Genomic DNA, 14,956 nt, shown 5'->3' with positions numbered 1-14,956 from the left:
CGCGTAGGGTGTACTCGCCGCAGGCAGTACACCGAGCCAGAGCGTCGCTCTGGCGCATCTGCACCACCACCTGGGCGATATGGCCTCGCCGGCCAACCCGCCCCCCCGCGCGGGCTGGGCAAGCCGGGGCCGGGCTGCGACAATCGCCGCCTTGCCGTAACCGCGCCTGTTCCCGCCCGATGACCGATAACCACGCCTCCCTGCTGAACAACCTCGACCAGGCCATGCAGGCCGACCGTCACCGCCTGCGCCGCCAGCTGCACGAGTTGCAGAAGAAACCGGACGAGGCCAGGCTGGCGCAGTGGCTGGAGCGCTTCCAGGCATCCTGCGCCAGGGTCGAGGCGCGCCGGCGGAGCATTCCGGCGCTGCGCTACGACGACGCCCTGCCGATCGCCGCCAAGCGCGACGAGATCAAGGCCGCGCTGGAAAAACACCAGGTGCTGGTGATCGCCGGCGAGACCGGTTCGGGCAAGACCACCCAGCTGCCGAAGATCTGCCTGGAGCTGGGCCGTGGCGTGCACGGCCTGATCGGCCACACCCAGCCGCGCCGCCTGGCCGCGCGCAGCGTGGCCACCCGGGTGGCCGAGGAGATCGGCTCACCGCTGGGCGAGCTGGTCGGCTACCAGGTGCGCTTCGAGGATCAGTCCAACGAGCGCAGCCTGATCAAGCTGATGACCGACGGCATCCTGCTGGCCGAGACCCAGCACGACCGTTTCCTGGAAAAGTACGACACCATCATCGTCGACGAGGCCCACGAGCGTTCGCTGAACATCGACTTCCTCCTGGGCTATCTCAAGACCCTGCTGCCGCGCCGCCCCGATCTGAAGCTGATCATCACCTCGGCGACCATCGATCTGCAGCGCTTCTCTAAGCACTTCAACGATGCGCCGATTATCGAGGTGTCCGGGCGCACCTACCCGGTGGAGACCTGGTACCGCCCGCTGGCCGCGGAGCTGGACGAGGAGGGCGAGCGCCTGTTCGACGACCTGACCGTCGACCAGGGCATTCTTGCCGCGCTGGACGAGATCGCCGCGCATGAGAAGGCCGAGGGCAAGCGCCCCGGCGACGTGCTGGTGTTCCTCCCCGGCGAGCGCGAGATACGCGAGGCCGCCGAGGTGCTGCGCAAGGCCAACCTGCGCTTCACCGAGGTGCTGCCGCTATACGCGCGGCTGACCCCGGCCGAACAGCAGAAGATCTTCGCCCCGATGAGCGCGCGCAAGATAGTGCTGGCCACCAACGTGGCCGAGACCTCGCTGACCGTGCCGGGCATCCGCTATGTGATCGACTCGGGCACGGCCAGGATCAGCCGCTACAGCTACCGCGCCAAGGTCCAGCGCCTGCCCATCGAGGCCATCTCCCAGGCCAGCGCCAACCAGCGCAAGGGCCGCTGCGGCCGGGTCGAGCCGGGCATCTGCATCCGCCTGTACAGCGAGGCGGATTTCCTCGGCCGCCCCGAGTTCACCGATCCGGAAATCCTGCGCACCAACCTGGCGGCGGTGATCCTGCAGATGCTGCATCTGCGCCTGGGCAGCATCGAGGACTTCCCCTTCATCGAGCCGCCGGATGGCAAGGCCATCAGCGACGGCTTCACCCTGTTGCAGGAGCTCTCGGCGGTCAATCGCGAGGGCCAGCTCACGCCCATCGGCCGCCAGCTGGCGCGCCTGCCGATCGACCCGCGCCTGGGCCGCATGGTGCTGGAGGCGGCCAAGCTTGGCAGCCTCGACGAGATTCTGATAGTCGCCTCGGCGCTGTCCGTGCAGGACCCACGCGAGCGGCCGATGGACCGCCAGCAGGCGGCCGACCAGGCCCACGCGCAGTGGAAGGACGTCGACTCCGACTTCGCCGCGCTGATCAACCTGTGGCGCGGCTTCGAGGAGAAGCGCCAGGAGCTGGGCAGCAATCCGTTGCGCAACTGGTGCAAGAAGAACTTCCTGAATTACCTGCGCCTGCGCGAGTGGCGCGATGCGCACCGCCAGCTGGTGCTGATCGTCCGCGAGCTGCAGCTGTCGGCGAGCAAGTCGGAGGATAGTCGTAGGGTGGTCTCGCCCGCAGGGCAGCCCACCACCAAGCCAGCTCAGAAAGGCCGACCTGCGCAAGGTCTGCAGCCGACCACCGACACCAGGGTCAACGCCGTCGTCCGCGAGCAGGCCGAGGCCGGCGAGGCGGCGCGGCGCGCCAGGAACTACGCGGCGGTGCACAAGGCGATCCTGTCCGGCCTGCTCAGCCAGATCGGCCAGAAGAGCGAGGACGGCGACTACCTCGGCGCCCGGCAGCGGCGTTTCTGGGTGCATCCCTCGTCGGTGCTGGGGCGCAAGAAGCCGAGCTGGCTGATGAGCGCCGAACTGGTCGAGACCACCAAGCTGTTCGCGCGCATGGTGGCCAAGATCGAGCCGGAGTGGATCGAGCCGCTGGCCGGCCACCTGATCAAGAAGAATCACTTCGAGCCGCACTGGGAGAAGCGCCGTGGCCAGGTGGTGGCCTTCGAGCAGGTCACCCTCTACGGCCTGATCGTGGTCGGCCGCCGCCCGGTGCATTACGGCCCGGTCGACCCGGTGGCCGCGCGCGAGCTGTTCATCCGCGAGGGCCTGGTGCGCGGCGAGATCAACAGCCGCGCCAAGTGCCTGGCGGCCAACCGCGAGCTGCTGGAGCGCCTCGACGAGCTGGAGGCCAAGGCCCGCCGCCGCGATATCCTGGCGGATGAAGAGACGTTGTACGGCTACTACGAGGCGCGCATCCCGCAGGAGATCCACCAGGCGGCGACCTTCGAGCACTGGTACAAGAGCGAGAGCCAGAACAACCCGCAGCTGCTGATCATGCGCGAGGAAGACGTGCTGGCGCGCTCGGCCTGCGAAGTCACCGCCGCCCAGTACCCGGACATCCTCCAGCTCGGCGAGTTGCAACTGCCGCTCTCCTACCACTTCGAGCCCAATCATCCGCGCGACGGCGTGACCCTGCGCGTGCCCGCGCCGCTGCTGCCGCAACTGCCGGCCGAGCGTCTCGAATGGCTGGTGCCGGGCCTGATCGAGGCCAAGGCCATCGCCCTGGTGCGCGGCCTGCCCAAGGCCATTCGCAAGAACTTCGTGCCGGTGCCGGACTTCGTCGGCGCGGCCCTGTCGAAGATCGCCTTCGGCCAGGGCTCGCTGCCCGAGTCGCTGAGCCGCGAGCTGACCCGCATGACCGGCGCGCGCGTGCCCGAGGAGGCCTGGGAAGAGGCGGCCGCGCAGCTGGAAAATCACCTGAAGATGAACATCGAGGTGGTCGATGCGCGCGGCAAGTTCCTCGGCGAGGGCCGCATTCTTTCCGAACTGTGCGCGCGCTTCGCCGAGGCCAGCCAGGCCGCCCTGGCCATCCCGCAGCAGAAGCAGGAGCAGAAGCCCGTCGAGGCCAAGGCCTTCGCCCAGGTCGCCGAGAAGACCCAGCAGAAGATCGCCGGCCTGTCCATGACCGTTTTCCCGGCGCTGGTGGAAGAGGCTGGCGTGGTCAAGGAAGGGCGCTTCCCGACCCAGGCCGAGGCCGACTTCCAGCACCGCCGCGCGCTGCAGAGGCTGCTGTTGCAACAGCTGGCCGAGCCCGCCAAGTATCTGCGCGGCAAGCTGCCGGGCCTCACCGAGCTGGGCCTGCTGTACCGCGAGCTGGGCCGCCCCGAGGCGCTGGTCGAGGACATCCTGCTGGCCAGCCTGGACGCCTGCATCCTCGAAGGCGAGGCCAGCCTGCCGCGCGATGGCGCGGCCCTGGCCGCCCTGGCCGAGAAAAAGCGTGGCGACTGGACGGCGCACGCCGAACGCATCGCCAGGCTGACCCTGGACATCCTCAAGCTCGCCCACGGCCTGCACAAGCGCTTCAAGGGCAAGATCGACCTGGCCCAGGCCATGGCCCTCAACGACATCAAGCAGCAGCTGGCCAACCTGGTCTATCCCGGCTTCGTGCGCGAGACCCCCGGCGAGTGGCTGAAGGAAATCCCGCGTTATCTGAAGGCCATCGAGCAGCGTTTCGACAAGATCGGCGGCCAGCTGCAGCGCGACCGCGTGTGGACCGGCGAGCTCACCGCCGCCTGGGAGCAATACCAGGCGCGCGCCGCCAAGCACGCCCAGGAAGGCAAGCGCGACGCCGAGCTGGTGCTGTATCGCTGGATGCTGGAGGAATACCGCGTGTCGCTGTTCGCCCAGCAGCTGGGCACGAAAATGGCGGTGTCGGACAAACGCCTGAGCAAGCAGTGGAGCCAGGTGGAAGCCTGACCCGAGGCAGCGGGTCGCCGGGCCTGAGCGGGGGCCGCGCTCGAGTGGGCCACGCTGGCCGGGGCGCGGCGGGTTATCCTTGCGGCGTGCCCTGCGGCTGGCCGGGCGCGTCCGAAGCATCATGCCGGCGTCGGCATGGGCCACGAACCGAGTGGGAGTAGGCTGTTGGGTTGGAGTGAGAGGCTGATGCGGTCCATGGACCCGCTGCGCGGACAGCCGGCCTCCACGCGCCTGGAGTTCTCCCGCTGGTATCGCCAGGCCAAGCTGCCACAGATCCGTGCCGTCGCCTTCCTGACCATGCTGCTGTACTTCGTCTACACCGCCATCGAACAGCACGTGGCGCAGGATCATCTCGGCCTGCGGCTGCTGGCGCATGGCCTGCTGGTGCCGCTTTCGCTGCTGACCGTCGGGGTGATGAGTTACTTCGAGGCCTGGTACGAGCACATGATCAGGCTGCTCTGTGCGGCGCCGGTCGGCGCGGTCATCGCCAACCTGGCATTCAACTGCGGCAATGCCGACTTCGCCTACTTCCTGCCGGAGATCTACCTCTGCCTGATGTGGATCTTCACCGTCTCCGGCCTGGCGCTGCTCCAGGCCACCCTGACGGCCGGGGTGGCCACCCTGCTGCTCCTGCTGGCGACCCTGGGCGAGGCACTACCGCCCGGTGCGAAGCTGCTGCATCTGGGCTGGATACTGGCCTCGCTGTCCTTCGGCCTGCTGAGCGCCTTCGTGCTGGAGAGAGCCTACAAAGTCACCTTCCTGCACCAGAACCAGCTGGTGCTGAACGCCAATCTCGATGGTCTCACCGGGTTGTGGAACCGTGCCTGCAGCGAGCGCCTGCTCGCCGAGGAGATCGCCCGCGCCCAGCGTTACGCCACGCCCTTCTCGCTGATCATGATCGATATCGATCACTTCAAGAGCGTCAACGACTGCCACGGCCACGCTGTCGGTGACAACGTGCTGCGCGAGTTCGCCCGCCTGCTGCGCAGCAGTGTTCGCGCCGTCGACAAGGTGGGCCGCCTGGGCGGCGAGGAGTTCGTCGTCCTGCTGCCGCAGAGCGACGCCGCGCAGGCCATGGCCGTCGCCTACACCTTGCAGCAACGCATTCGCCAGTTCGCCTTCGACACCGTGAACAGCCGCACGGCCAGCTTCGGTGTCACCCAGTTTCGTCGCGACGACAGCCCGCAGAGCATGCTCGATCGCGCCGACCGTGCGCTGTACCGGGCCAAGGCCGAGGGACGCGACCGGGTCGAGGCGCTCTGACAAGGCTTGTCACCGGGCCAGGCTCGACGGCGGCGGATCGATCCGGCATGTTGTCGTCCCTTCGCCTCCACCCGGATTAGTCATGTTCCAGATCCAGCCCATGAGCCCCGAGCTCTATCGCCAGCAGACCCGCCGCAGCACCTTCGTGGTCATCGCCATCTTCCTGGCGCTGGCCATGCTCTGTTCCACCGCCAGTACCCAGCTGCTGGGTAGCCCGGGCGGCGACAACTTCAAGTGGAACCTGCTCGGCGTGCTGCTCGGCCTGGGCCTGACCGTCGCCCTGGTGCGCCAGCAGCTGTGGTCGCGGCCCCTGATGGCGGCGGCGGTGTACGGCTGGAACCTCAAGCGCAGCCTGATGCGCGTCACCAACGTCATGCACCACGTCAAGGCCGGCGTGGCGGCGGGCGACGAGAGCGCGATGAAGCTGCTGCGCTTCTACCATCTGGGCCTGACCCAGATGCTCCAGCTGGACGGCAACAGCAGCGAACTGAGCCAGACGCTGCGCGAGATCGACGCCCATCGCGAGGCCATGCAGGCGCGGGGGCTGGAGGTGCAGCAACTGCACCTCGACCCGGCCTGGCTGGAGGCGGTGAAGCAGTTCAAGCCGTGATGGGCGGCGGTCCCGCGTGCGTAATGCTGCGGTGGCCCGCGTAAAGCTAGGAGCTGTCGTTTTCCCCTCTCCCCAGAGAGGAGAGGGGATTGATCGCGCTCAATCGTCTCTTGCGTGACTGGCATTAGCCCCGCCCGTGGGCCTGGCTCAGCCGACGAGGAACTGCAGGCGTTCGTCGGCCAGTGCGGGGCTGAGTTCGATAATCTCGGCATCGACCACGCCTTCGGCGACGAAGGGGTCCGCTTCGACCCGGGCGTGCAGGGCCTCCAGGCTGCTGTTGTGCGCCAGGATGCCTCCGCCCACGCCGGGCAGCAGGCTGCCGGTGAGCAGGAACACGCCGTCGGCGAAGCCCTGCCTGATCCAGCTCTTGTGGCCTTCCATGAATTGCCCGGCCAGTGCCTTGTTGGCGGCGAAGCGCAGCATGACGATGAACATGGTGTGGTTCTCCCTCGGGGTCAGTGGATTTGGCACTGCAGCCAGGCGTCCAGCAGCTCGACCTCCTGGCGGATGAAGTCTTCGTCGCGAAAGGTGCTGGCCAGGGTGGCGATGCCCTGGCTGCGCGCCAGCAGGTGCATGGCCAGGGCGTCGGCATCGGCAGCGCGGCCGAGTCGCTCGAACTGGCCGGCAAGCCATTGCCGAAACAGGCCGAACAGGCGCCCGGCGTCGGTCTGGGCGGGATGCTCGAGCTTGGCCAGCTCGCTGCAGAGGGTGCCCACCGGGCAGCCGTACAGGATGATCTTGGCCCGGTTCATGATCAGTATCCGTATGAAGCAGCGGATGCGCGCCGCCGGCTCCGGCGTCTCGGTCTGCCAGCCTTCGAGCAGCGCCCGGGTGTTGTCCAGGCGCCGCGCGATCACCGCAGCGAGAATGTCGTCCTTGGTCTTGAAGTGATAATAGAAGTTGCCGCGCGAGAGGTTCACCGCCGCGGCAATGTCGGCGAAGGAGGTGTGTTCGTAGCCGCGCTGATAGAACAGCTCGTCGGCCGCGCTGACGATCTGCTCGCGGGTGGAATTTGCGGCCATGGGGCATTCTCCGTGGCGGGTTAGGACGTTTGACCTAGAGTGCTCGAAATATTAGGTCAACTGTCCTAGATGTCAAATGCACGGCGCGGTACGCATGGGCCGCCTGGCGCAGGCCCGTGAATGGCGGGGAGGTCTGCGCAGTCTTAGCGGCCGCTCTGGCGTGTTCGGTCATCTGCCGTATCCGCCTGTCGGAGGGTGGCAGGGAGCGGCTCAGCGCGGCGGGCCGGCCGTGGTCGCCGCCTGGTTCGCCACGCAAGCCTGAGTCACCCTATCCGGCGCCTCTCATCCGGGCCGTGATGTCGGCCGGTCAATCTCCGATTAGACTCGGGGTGGATGTCGGGATCGTGAGGGCAATGAGAAAGTACCTGATCGCCGTTTGGCTACTGTCGTTCTGTGCCCTGTCTCAGGCTGCCGAGCCCCGCGTGGTGACGCTGTACGTCTACCATCTCAAGCCCCCGTTCATAGTCGACCTGCCCAGCGAGCGCGGGCTCTATTACGACTTCGCCGACTTCCTCAACGGCAAGGGCGATGCCTACCACTTCCGCACCCTGTACCAGCCGCGCAACCGCATCGAGCACGAGCTGGAGCAGGGCGAGCTCGACGGGGTGCTGCTCGGCGTCAGCCCCGCGTGGTTCCGCGACAAGGACGAAGAGAAGTACCTGTGGACACCGCCGATGTACCAGGACCAGGACGAAATCGTCTCGCGTGCCGCCACCGCCTTCGACTACCAGGGCCCCGAGTCGCTCGTCGGCAAGAGCCTGGGCGGGGTCCTCGGCTTCACCTACTTCGGCATCGACCAGATGGTGGCGCAGGGCAAGGTGGCGCGCAGGAACACCGTGGGCGAACGCGAAGTCCTGCAGATGGTGCTGAAGGGGCGGGTCGACGTCGGCATCGTCAGCCGCTCGACCCTGGATTACCTGGCCACCTTCGAGGGCCTGGGCGACACCCTCTACCGCTCGCCGCAGCCTCACGATCGTTACGCCCGCCGCGTGCTGGTGCCGCGTCACGACAGGGCTCTCTTCGATTTCCTCAGCCTCGTCCTGCGTGGTCTGGATGAGGATGGCGACTGGCAGGCGATACTGGCGCGATACCGCTGACGGCGGGTCGGCGTCTCGCCTCAGCGGCGAGCGATGTCCTTGAGGTAGAGCGCCTCGACCTTCTCCCGCGCCCAGGGTGTCTTGCGCAGGAACTTCAGGCTCGACTCGATGCTCGGCTCGTGCTGGAAGCAGCGGATGGCGATGAGCTGGCCGAGGCGCTCCCAGCCGTGCTTGTCGACCAGGGCCTGGAGGATGGCTTTCAGCGTCAGGCCATGCAGGGGATCGTTGCTCATCGGGTCGGGCTCGGGTTCAGGGACGGGCACTGTAACGCCCCTCTCCGGTTTACGGGAGAGGGGCATGCGCGATGAGCGATCACTTGCCCGCCACCAGCCTCCTGACCAGCCGCTGGGTCAGCGGCGCTACCAGCAGCACGCTGGGGAAGGCGAACAGCCAGGCCGTCAGCCAGGCGCCCAGCCAGAGCTGTGCGAACTGCGGCACCAGTCCGCCGGTACGCAGGGTGGCGATGCCCGAGACCAGCAGCGACATCAGCCCGGAGAGAATCAGGGCGAACAGCGCCGGGGCAAATCTGGCCGGGATCATCGGGCGTGCTCCAGCTGTTGGGCCACGCTGGTGCCGGCATGTAGGCGCAGCAGGGTCTCGCCGAAGTGCCGGCCGAACATTCGCGCGGTCTTGATATCGCCCGGGACGAAGGCGTGGCCGGGTGAGGCCTTGTCCGCCTGGGCCATCAGCCCGGACCAGGAGCCGAGGCGGTTGGCGGCCTCCTCGTAGGGCACGCCCAGATGCTGTTCGGGCAGGATCGGGTTGCCGACCCAGAGCATGCCGTGCTGCATGCAGAAGGTGAACATCGACAGCAGGGTGGACTGTTTGTCGCCGGCCGGCAGCGCCGACACGGTGAAGCCGGCGGCCAGGCGCCCGCGCAGGCGCTGGCTGCGCCACAGCCCGCCGGTGGCGTCCATCGCCGCCTTGAGCGGCGCCGAGACCCCGCCCAGGTAGGTCGGCGAGCCGAGGATCAGGCCGTCATGGTGCAGCAGTTCGTCGGGCGCGGCGGCCAGCTGCTGGGCCTGCAGCAGCTCGGCCTGGATGCCGGCGAGGCCGCTCAGGCCTTCGCGGATGCACTGGGCGATATGTTCGGTATGGCCGTGGGCGCTGTGGTAGAGGATGGCGACGCTTTTCATCAGGGGTACTCCTGTTGGGGTCAGACGCTCAGGGGTGCGATCAGGCTGGCGGCCAGGTACAGACCGAGGCCGAACACGCCGTGGTTGGCCAGGCTGCGCAGGCAGTTGCGCAGCGGCGTGGGCGTGTTGCGCGAGGCGAGGCCGGCGCCCATCGCCGGCTGGATCAGCAGCAGCGGCACGGCCACTGTGGCCAGGCCCAGCGCCAGCGCCGGCAGCAGCGTCGGCTGGCGCGCCCAGGGCAGGCCGGCGAGGGCCAGCAGCAGCGCGGCGAAGACCATGCCGGTGAGGTAATGGGTGACCCAGCCCAGGGCCAGCTCGCCACGAACCGGCGCGGCCTTGGCGATGGCGGCGTGGCGGACCCGGCCGCGCAGCAGGTGGCCGACCCAGCGGCCGATAAAGGCGAAGCTCAGGGTCGGCACACCCAGGCGTTGCAGCAGTAGCAGCCAGGCGTCCATCACCAGGGTGGCGCCGGCGCCGATGGCGACAGTCAGCAGAAGGTTGTGCAGTAACGGGTTCATGGCGGCCTCACTCGGGTTGACCAACAGGGGGTTCGATGTGAGGCTACAAGTTCAAGTGAACTTGAGGTCAAGGGGTATTCGCATGGACATCGCCGAAGTCGCCAAACGCTCCGGTCTGCCGGCATCCACGCTGCGCTTCTACGAGGAGAAGGGCCTGGTGCGGGTGCTCAACCAGCAGGGCGAGCGACGCCGCTTCGGCCCGCAGATTCTCGACCAGCTGGCGCTGATCTCACTCGGCCAGTCCGCCGGGTTCAGCCTGGAGGAGATCCGCAGCATGCTCACCAGCAACGGCGAGCCGAACATCGACCGCCAGGCGCTGCTGGCCAAGGCCGACGAGATCGACGCCAGCATCAAGCGCCTGCGCGCCATGAGCCGGGGGCTGCGGCATGCGGCAGCCTGTCCGGCGCCGAGCTATGCCGAGTGCCCGACCTTTCAGCGCCTGCTCAAGGCCGCGGCGGCGGGGGCGCATGAGCGCAAGATGGGGAGGAAGAAGGGTCGCTGAGTCCCTTGCGTGGTTTTCGAGGCTGTGCGGGGTTCAGACGCGATCAAAGAACCGTAGGGTGGGCAACCGCGTATCGTTGCCCACCCTGGTGGCTGCCGGTGGATAAGCCGCGAGCGGCGTTATCCACCCTACGTTTTGGAAACCGTGGGTTTTGTGCCGAGCCGCATTTCTCGCTGCTTGTTAGCAGTGGTTCTGCCCTGCTGGGCAGGCCGCTTTCTCCAGTCGCCGGATGGCCGGTCCCGAAAAGCAACCCAAAGCGCTTACCCCGTCATAGGGCCACCCCTTAACCCATCGCGCCTCTTGCAGCATTCATGCCGCACAACGATTCCGCTCACCATCCTGAAGGGGCGTTTTGCTCTGCCCGACAGCGCGTTGTTACGCAGTAGGGTGTACTCGCCCGCAGGGCAGTACACCACCCACTGCGGTGGACTGCCTGCGGCGAGTCCACCCTACAAAAGCCCGCGAAGCGTCAAGAGAACCTCTAAGCCACTCGTAACGAGTCCTGTCAGGAGACCGAAACGTAGCGAAGTTACAGCCGGCTGTCTCGAAGGGTGCGCCGGCGCACAGCGAGGCGCTCGGGGAGGGCGATTGGATGAACTCCGCCGCCACGGAGGAGTCATTCGGCAGTCGGTCGGCCACCCTGCGTGCGAGCTGGCCGGCGGCCATCATGCCCGTGTTGCGGGTCTCGTTTCCCCGAATTTGTGAAGATCGCCCATGCCCGTTTCCCTGTCGTTTTCCCTCTCCCTTTCCCTTTCCTCCTTCCGCTTTCCCGCGCTGGCGGCCTGCCTGTTGGGCTCGCTATGGGCGCCCTGGACCAGTGCCGCGGAGGCGCGCTGGGTCAGCGACAACCTGGCGACCTATGTGCGCAGCGGCCCCACCGACGGTTATCGCATCGTCGGCACCCTGAGTTCGGGGCAGAGGGTCGAGTTGCTGCGCACCCAGGGCGACTACAGCCAGGTGCGCAGCGAGAGTGGCGACAGCGTGTGGATACCCACCCGCGACCTGCAGGCCGTGCCCGGCCAGGCCGAGCGCCTGCCGCAGCTGGAGCAGCAGGTGGCCGAGCTCGGCGCGCAGCTCAAGGGCATCGACGATACCTGGAAGGAGCGCGTGCAGGGCATGCAGGAGACCCTGGATACGCGCAAGGCGCTGATCGACGAGCTGCAGGCCTCGCGCACCGAACTGAACGGCCAGCTCACCCTGGCCCAGGCCGACCTGCGCGAGGCGCAGGCGCAGCTGGGCGAGGAGAACAAGCAGGTGCTGATGCGCTACATGGTCTACGGCGGCAGCATCGCCGGCGCCGGGCTGGTCTTCGGGTTGATCCTGCCGACGCTGCTACGGGTCAAGCGCAAGCGCAACGACGGCTGGGTCTGAATCGCGGCGACGCATACTCTCGGATTCGCTCCGCCCCAGCCTGACTCAGGCACCTCGGACAGGGGCCGAGTGACCGCCCGGTGGATGCGGCATTTGCCGGGGCTTGGCGCTATCATGCCGGCTTTTCGGGGCGGTGCGACGACTGCCGAGACAAGGGAGAGGGTTATGCCGGAGACGATCCGCGTATTCGTGGGCTGCGATCCGAACGATTGCGACCTGGAACAGATGATGGTGCTGGACTACAGCATCCGTAAGCATTGCTCGCAGCCGGTGGAGATCCACTGGATGCAGCTGTCGCGCGATCCGCAGAGCTTCTGGCATTCCAACCCCGAGCAGCAGCAGGGCTGGCGCACCGAGGCCTGGACCACGCCGTTCTCCGCCTTCCGCTGGGGCATCCCGGCCTTCTGCGATTACCAGGGCAGGGCCATCTACATGGACACCGACGTGATGGTGCTGTGTGACCTGGCGGAAATCTGGAACAAGCCCTTCGAGCCGGGCAAGGTGGTGATGGCCAAGGGCGGCGAGCAGTCCTGGCGCTTCTGCGTGTCCATGTGGGATTGCGCCGAAGCCAAGAAACACCTGCCGCCCATCGAGGATCTGCGCGGCAAGCCGGAGATCCACCAGCAGCTGAAGAAGTACTACAAGAAGCACACCGAGGTGATCCAGCCGTTCGATACCCAGTACAACAATATCGACGGCGAGAACACCCCGATCGAGCGGATCAAGATCCTCCACTATTCGGACATGGGCACCCAGTTCTCGCACAAGCTCGCCTTCGCCCGGCTGGAGCGCGAAGGCCGCAAGCACTGGTTCGACGGCACCGTGATGGAGCACCCGCGGCAGGACCTGCAGGCGCTGTTCGAGCGCCTGTACCAGGAGGCGCTGGACGCCGGCTACAGCCTGGACAACTACCGCATGCCGCAGGTCTTCGGCGACTTCCCCAAGTACTCGCAGAAGACCTATACCGGCAATTCCGTGACCCGGCCCAAGCGCTGGTGGAAGCGCCTGTTCCGCAAGAAGGCCAAGGCCTGACACGCAAGCGGCGCCCGAGGGCGCCGCAGTCGTTTCTGCGCCTCAGTCGTGGGCGCCGGCGCGCTTGAGCAGCTGCTTGCAGCGCTCGGACAGGTGCACCACGCGCAGGTGCTTGCCGGCGCGTTCGTAGCGTTCGCGCAGGGTCTTCAGCGCGGCGATGGCCGAGTAGTCGACGAAGCTCAGGTGGCGGCAGTCCAGGGTCACCTGGGCCGGGTCGGCGGCCACGTCGAACTGGTTGAGGAAGGGCGTGGTGCTGGCGAAGAACAGGGTGCCGTGGGCGCGGTACAGCTTGCTGCCGTCGGCCTGCAGGTCGCTGTCGGCGTACAGTTCGCGGGCGTGGTGCCAGGCGAAGTTCAGCGCGGCGATGACGATGCCGCAGAGTACGGCGGTGGCCAGGTCGGTGAACACGGTGATGGCGGTCACGGCGGCGATCACCAGCGCGTCGCTGACCGGCACCTTGCCGAGCACGCGCAGCGAGGCCCAGGCGAAGGTCTGCTGCGCCACCACGAACATCACGCCGACCAGCGCCGCCAGCGGGATCAGTTCGATCAGCGGCGAGAGGAACAGCACGAACAGCAGGATCATCACCCCGCTGACCACCCCGGACAGGCGGCCACGGCCGCCGGAACTCAAGTTGATCACGGTCTGCCCGATCATGGCGCAGCCGCCCATGCCGCCGAACGCGCCGGACACCATGTTGGCCGCGCCCAGGGCCACGCACTCGCGGTTGGTGTGGCCGCGGCTCTGGGTGATCTCGTCGGTGAGGTTCAGCGTCAGCAGGGTTTCCAGCAGGCCGACCAGGGCCATCAGCACCGCGTAGGGGGCGATGATGTGCAGGGTCTCCAGGGTCCAGGGGATGTCCGGGATGGCGAACTGCGGCAGGCCGCCGGCGATGTGCGCCATGTCGCCGAGGGTGCGGGTCGGCAGCTCGAGCAGGTAGACCAGCAGGCCGACACCGAGGATCGCCACCAGCGCCGGCGGCACCGCGCGGGTCAGTCTGGGCAGCAGGTAGACCACCGCCATGGTCAGGGCCACCAGGCCGAGCATCCAGTACAGCGGCGCGCCAGCCAGCCAGCCGCCGTCGGCATGGAAGTGCTCCAGCTGCGACAGGGCGATGACGATGGCCAGGCCGTTGACGAAGCCGAGCATCACCGGGTGCGGCACCATGCGCACCAGCTTGCCCAGGCGCAGCACGCCGAACAGCACCATCAGCAGGCCGCCGAGCAGCACGGTGGCCAGCAGGTACTGGGCGCCGTGCTGCACCACCAGGGCGACGATCACCACCGCCATGGAGCCGGCGGCGCCGGAGATCATCCCCGGACGGCCGCCGAACAGGGCGGTGAGGGTGCAGATGATGAAGGCGCCGTACAGGCCCATCAGCGGGTTGAGCTGGGCCACCAGGGCGAAGGCGATGCACTCGGGCACCAGGGCGAAGGACGAGGTGAGGCCGGCCAGGATGTCGGCGCGCAGGCGTGCGATTTTCATGGGCTACCTGAGGCGGGGCGGCAGGCGCCGGCCCTGTGCTGCGGATTTTAGGGGGGGCGATGGTACGCAATCGATGCCCCCGGGGCCAGCGCTTCAGTACAGGCGGTAACGCGCCAGCTCCTGCGGGCCGAGCAGTTTCATGCGCTGCGGCGCGATGGCCTGCATGTCGCTGGCCAGGTCGGGCGCCACGCCCATCTCGCGCAGGTAGCCGGCGGTGTCGTGGGGCATGCCAGCCAGGCGCGCCTGGGCCGACTCGCCGGCCGGGTAGTGCGGGCGGTGGATGGCCACATGGCCGCGCACGTTGCGCTTGCGCCCGGCGGCCAGCAGGTAGACGCAGCTGCCCTGGCACACAGCGTTGCTCGGTATCAGCACGTCGAAGCCGGTCTCGCGCAGCAGGCGGCCCATGCGCATGGCCTCGACGGTGCTGCCGCCGATGCTGTCGAGCAGCAGGATCTTGCGCGCGAACTTGCCGGGGTGGGCGCGCAGGCCCTTGAGCAGCGCCTCGTAGTCGCCGGGGGCGATGTCCTCGGAGACCTTGGCCACCAGCACGCGGCCGAGCGGCTGCTGCACGCCGGACTCGACCTCGACCCTGGCGAGGCTGGGGCTGGCGCAGAGGATGCCGAGGCAGAGTAGGGTAGTGCGCAGAAGGGTACGGCTCATGGCGTGGGGCGGTTCGATTGGAACG

15 protein-coding genes are annotated in these 14,956 nt (G+C 67.7%); 7 read left to right on the top strand and 8 right to left on the bottom strand.

Annotated features, from left to right (window positions below):
- The first annotated feature begins 179 nt into the window (after positions 1-179).
- From hrpA to AAFN46_RS12135, 3 genes are all read left to right on the top strand, one after another.
- On the top strand, positions 180-4,235 hold the full coding sequence (gene hrpA / locus AAFN46_RS12145; RefSeq protein WP_347808952.1) for an ATP-dependent RNA helicase HrpA: 4,056 nt from the start codon (positions 180-182) through the stop codon (positions 4,233-4,235).
- A gap of 186 nt (positions 4,236-4,421) precedes the next feature.
- A complete protein-coding gene (locus AAFN46_RS12140) occupies positions 4,422-5,498 on the top strand; it encodes a GGDEF domain-containing protein (protein ID WP_347808951.1) in 1,077 nt (358 codons plus the stop codon).
- Positions 5,499-5,580: 82 nt separating this feature from the next.
- Complete coding sequence (locus tag AAFN46_RS12135; protein WP_347808950.1) at positions 5,581-6,108, top strand: DUF3087 family protein; 528 nt, start codon at positions 5,581-5,583, stop codon at positions 6,106-6,108.
- A gap of 147 nt (positions 6,109-6,255) precedes the next feature.
- Here AAFN46_RS12135 and AAFN46_RS12130 read toward each other — a convergent pair whose 3' ends face one another.
- Both AAFN46_RS12130 and AAFN46_RS12125 read right to left on the bottom strand, forming a co-directional pair.
- Positions 6,256-6,543, bottom strand: coding sequence for a hypothetical protein (locus AAFN46_RS12130; protein ID WP_347808949.1), 288 nt, complete (start codon positions 6,541-6,543; stop codon positions 6,256-6,258).
- A 20-nt stretch (positions 6,544-6,563) separates the two neighbouring features.
- Positions 6,564-7,130, bottom strand: a complete 567-nt coding sequence (locus AAFN46_RS12125) for a TetR/AcrR family transcriptional regulator (RefSeq protein ID WP_347808948.1) — start codon at positions 7,128-7,130, stop codon at positions 6,564-6,566.
- Positions 7,131-7,483: 353 nt separating this feature from the next.
- Between AAFN46_RS12125 and AAFN46_RS12120 the strand changes: the two genes are divergently transcribed.
- Complete coding sequence (locus tag AAFN46_RS12120) at positions 7,484-8,227, top strand: transporter substrate-binding domain-containing protein (RefSeq protein WP_347808947.1); 744 nt, start codon at positions 7,484-7,486, stop codon at positions 8,225-8,227.
- A 20-nt stretch (positions 8,228-8,247) separates the two neighbouring features.
- Here AAFN46_RS12120 and AAFN46_RS12115 read toward each other — a convergent pair whose 3' ends face one another.
- The 4 genes from AAFN46_RS12115 to AAFN46_RS12100 form a co-directional block, all read right to left on the bottom strand.
- Positions 8,248-8,460, bottom strand: a complete 213-nt coding sequence (locus AAFN46_RS12115) for a VF530 family protein (protein ID WP_347808946.1) — start codon at positions 8,458-8,460, stop codon at positions 8,248-8,250.
- A gap of 79 nt (positions 8,461-8,539) precedes the next feature.
- Positions 8,540-8,767, bottom strand: coding sequence for a DUF2798 domain-containing protein (locus AAFN46_RS12110; protein WP_347808945.1), 228 nt, complete (start codon positions 8,765-8,767; stop codon positions 8,540-8,542).
- Entirely contained in the window at positions 8,764-9,363 is a 600-nt protein-coding gene (locus AAFN46_RS12105; protein WP_347808944.1) for an NAD(P)H-dependent oxidoreductase, read from the bottom strand. The genes AAFN46_RS12110 and AAFN46_RS12105 overlap by 4 nt, the downstream gene beginning before the upstream one ends.
- A 20-nt stretch (positions 9,364-9,383) precedes the next feature.
- Positions 9,384-9,881 (bottom strand): DUF2938 family protein, encoded by a 498-nt coding sequence (locus tag AAFN46_RS12100; protein ID WP_347808943.1) that lies wholly within the window; start codon positions 9,879-9,881, stop codon positions 9,384-9,386.
- An 82-nt stretch (positions 9,882-9,963) separates the two neighbouring features.
- Between AAFN46_RS12100 and AAFN46_RS12095 the strand changes: the two genes are divergently transcribed.
- The 3 genes from AAFN46_RS12095 to AAFN46_RS12085 all read left to right on the top strand — a co-directional run bounded on the left by AAFN46_RS12095 (position 9,964) and on the right by AAFN46_RS12085 (position 12,786).
- Entirely contained in the window at positions 9,964-10,383 is a 420-nt protein-coding gene (locus tag AAFN46_RS12095; RefSeq protein WP_347808942.1) for a helix-turn-helix domain-containing protein, read from the top strand.
- A gap of 714 nt (positions 10,384-11,097) precedes the next feature.
- Positions 11,098-11,754: a TIGR04211 family SH3 domain-containing protein gene (locus tag AAFN46_RS12090; protein ID WP_347808941.1), complete on the top strand. Its 657-nt coding sequence runs from the start codon at positions 11,098-11,100 to the stop codon at positions 11,752-11,754.
- Positions 11,755-11,919: 165 nt separating this feature from the next.
- Positions 11,920-12,786, top strand: coding sequence for a glycosyl transferase (locus tag AAFN46_RS12085; protein ID WP_347808940.1), 867 nt, complete (start codon positions 11,920-11,922; stop codon positions 12,784-12,786).
- Positions 12,787-12,828: 42 nt separating this feature from the next.
- On the opposite strand, the gene AAFN46_RS12080 is transcribed toward AAFN46_RS12085, so the two are convergent.
- Together AAFN46_RS12080 and AAFN46_RS12075 are read right to left on the bottom strand one after the other, a co-directional pair.
- Positions 12,829-14,271 carry a SulP family inorganic anion transporter gene (locus AAFN46_RS12080; protein ID WP_347808939.1) on the bottom strand — a complete coding sequence of 481 codons (1,443 nt, stop codon included), beginning with the start codon at positions 14,269-14,271 and terminating at the stop codon, positions 12,829-12,831.
- Between the two features lie 93 nt (positions 14,272-14,364).
- Positions 14,365-14,931 (bottom strand): hypothetical protein, encoded by a 567-nt coding sequence (locus AAFN46_RS12075; RefSeq protein WP_347808938.1) that lies wholly within the window; start codon positions 14,929-14,931, stop codon positions 14,365-14,367.
- Positions 14,932-14,956 lie beyond the last annotated feature (25 nt).

This window comes from Pseudomonas sp. CAU 1711, assembly GCF_039888625.1.
In the GTDB taxonomy this organism is placed as follows: domain Bacteria; phylum Pseudomonadota; class Gammaproteobacteria; order Pseudomonadales; family Pseudomonadaceae; genus Aquipseudomonas.
Note: the sequence above shows the minus strand (reverse complement) of the source record. Positions and strands in the feature narration are given on the sequence as shown.

Coding starts and splice junctions, on each gene's coding strand:
- AAFN46_RS12105 (WP_347808944.1), bottom strand. CDS start 9,363: ATGAAAAGCGTCGCCATCCTCTACCACAGCGCCCACGGCCATACCGAA.
- AAFN46_RS12090 (WP_347808941.1), top strand. CDS start 11,098: ATGCCCGTTTCCCTGTCGTTTTCCCTCTCCCTTTCCCTTTCCTCCTTC.
- AAFN46_RS12115 (WP_347808946.1), bottom strand. CDS start 8,460: ATGAGCAACGATCCCCTGCATGGCCTGACGCTGAAAGCCATCCTCCAG.
- hrpA (WP_347808952.1), top strand. CDS start 180: ATGACCGATAACCACGCCTCCCTGCTGAACAACCTCGACCAGGCCATG.
- AAFN46_RS12135 (WP_347808950.1), top strand. CDS start 5,581: ATGTTCCAGATCCAGCCCATGAGCCCCGAGCTCTATCGCCAGCAGACC.
- AAFN46_RS12080 (WP_347808939.1), bottom strand. CDS start 14,271: ATGAAAATCGCACGCCTGCGCGCCGACATCCTGGCCGGCCTCACCTCG.
- AAFN46_RS12085 (WP_347808940.1), top strand. CDS start 11,920: ATGCCGGAGACGATCCGCGTATTCGTGGGCTGCGATCCGAACGATTGC.
- AAFN46_RS12075 (WP_347808938.1), bottom strand. CDS start 14,931: ATGAGCCGTACCCTTCTGCGCACTACCCTACTCTGCCTCGGCATCCTC.
- AAFN46_RS12110 (WP_347808945.1), bottom strand. CDS start 8,767: ATGATCCCGGCCAGATTTGCCCCGGCGCTGTTCGCCCTGATTCTCTCC.
- AAFN46_RS12130 (WP_347808949.1), bottom strand. CDS start 6,543: ATGTTCATCGTCATGCTGCGCTTCGCCGCCAACAAGGCACTGGCCGGG.
- AAFN46_RS12140 (WP_347808951.1), top strand. CDS start 4,422: ATGCGGTCCATGGACCCGCTGCGCGGACAGCCGGCCTCCACGCGCCTG.
- AAFN46_RS12100 (WP_347808943.1), bottom strand. CDS start 9,881: ATGAACCCGTTACTGCACAACCTTCTGCTGACTGTCGCCATCGGCGCC.
- AAFN46_RS12095 (WP_347808942.1), top strand. CDS start 9,964: ATGGACATCGCCGAAGTCGCCAAACGCTCCGGTCTGCCGGCATCCACG.
- AAFN46_RS12125 (WP_347808948.1), bottom strand. CDS start 7,130: ATGGCCGCAAATTCCACCCGCGAGCAGATCGTCAGCGCGGCCGACGAG.
- AAFN46_RS12120 (WP_347808947.1), top strand. CDS start 7,484: ATGAGAAAGTACCTGATCGCCGTTTGGCTACTGTCGTTCTGTGCCCTG.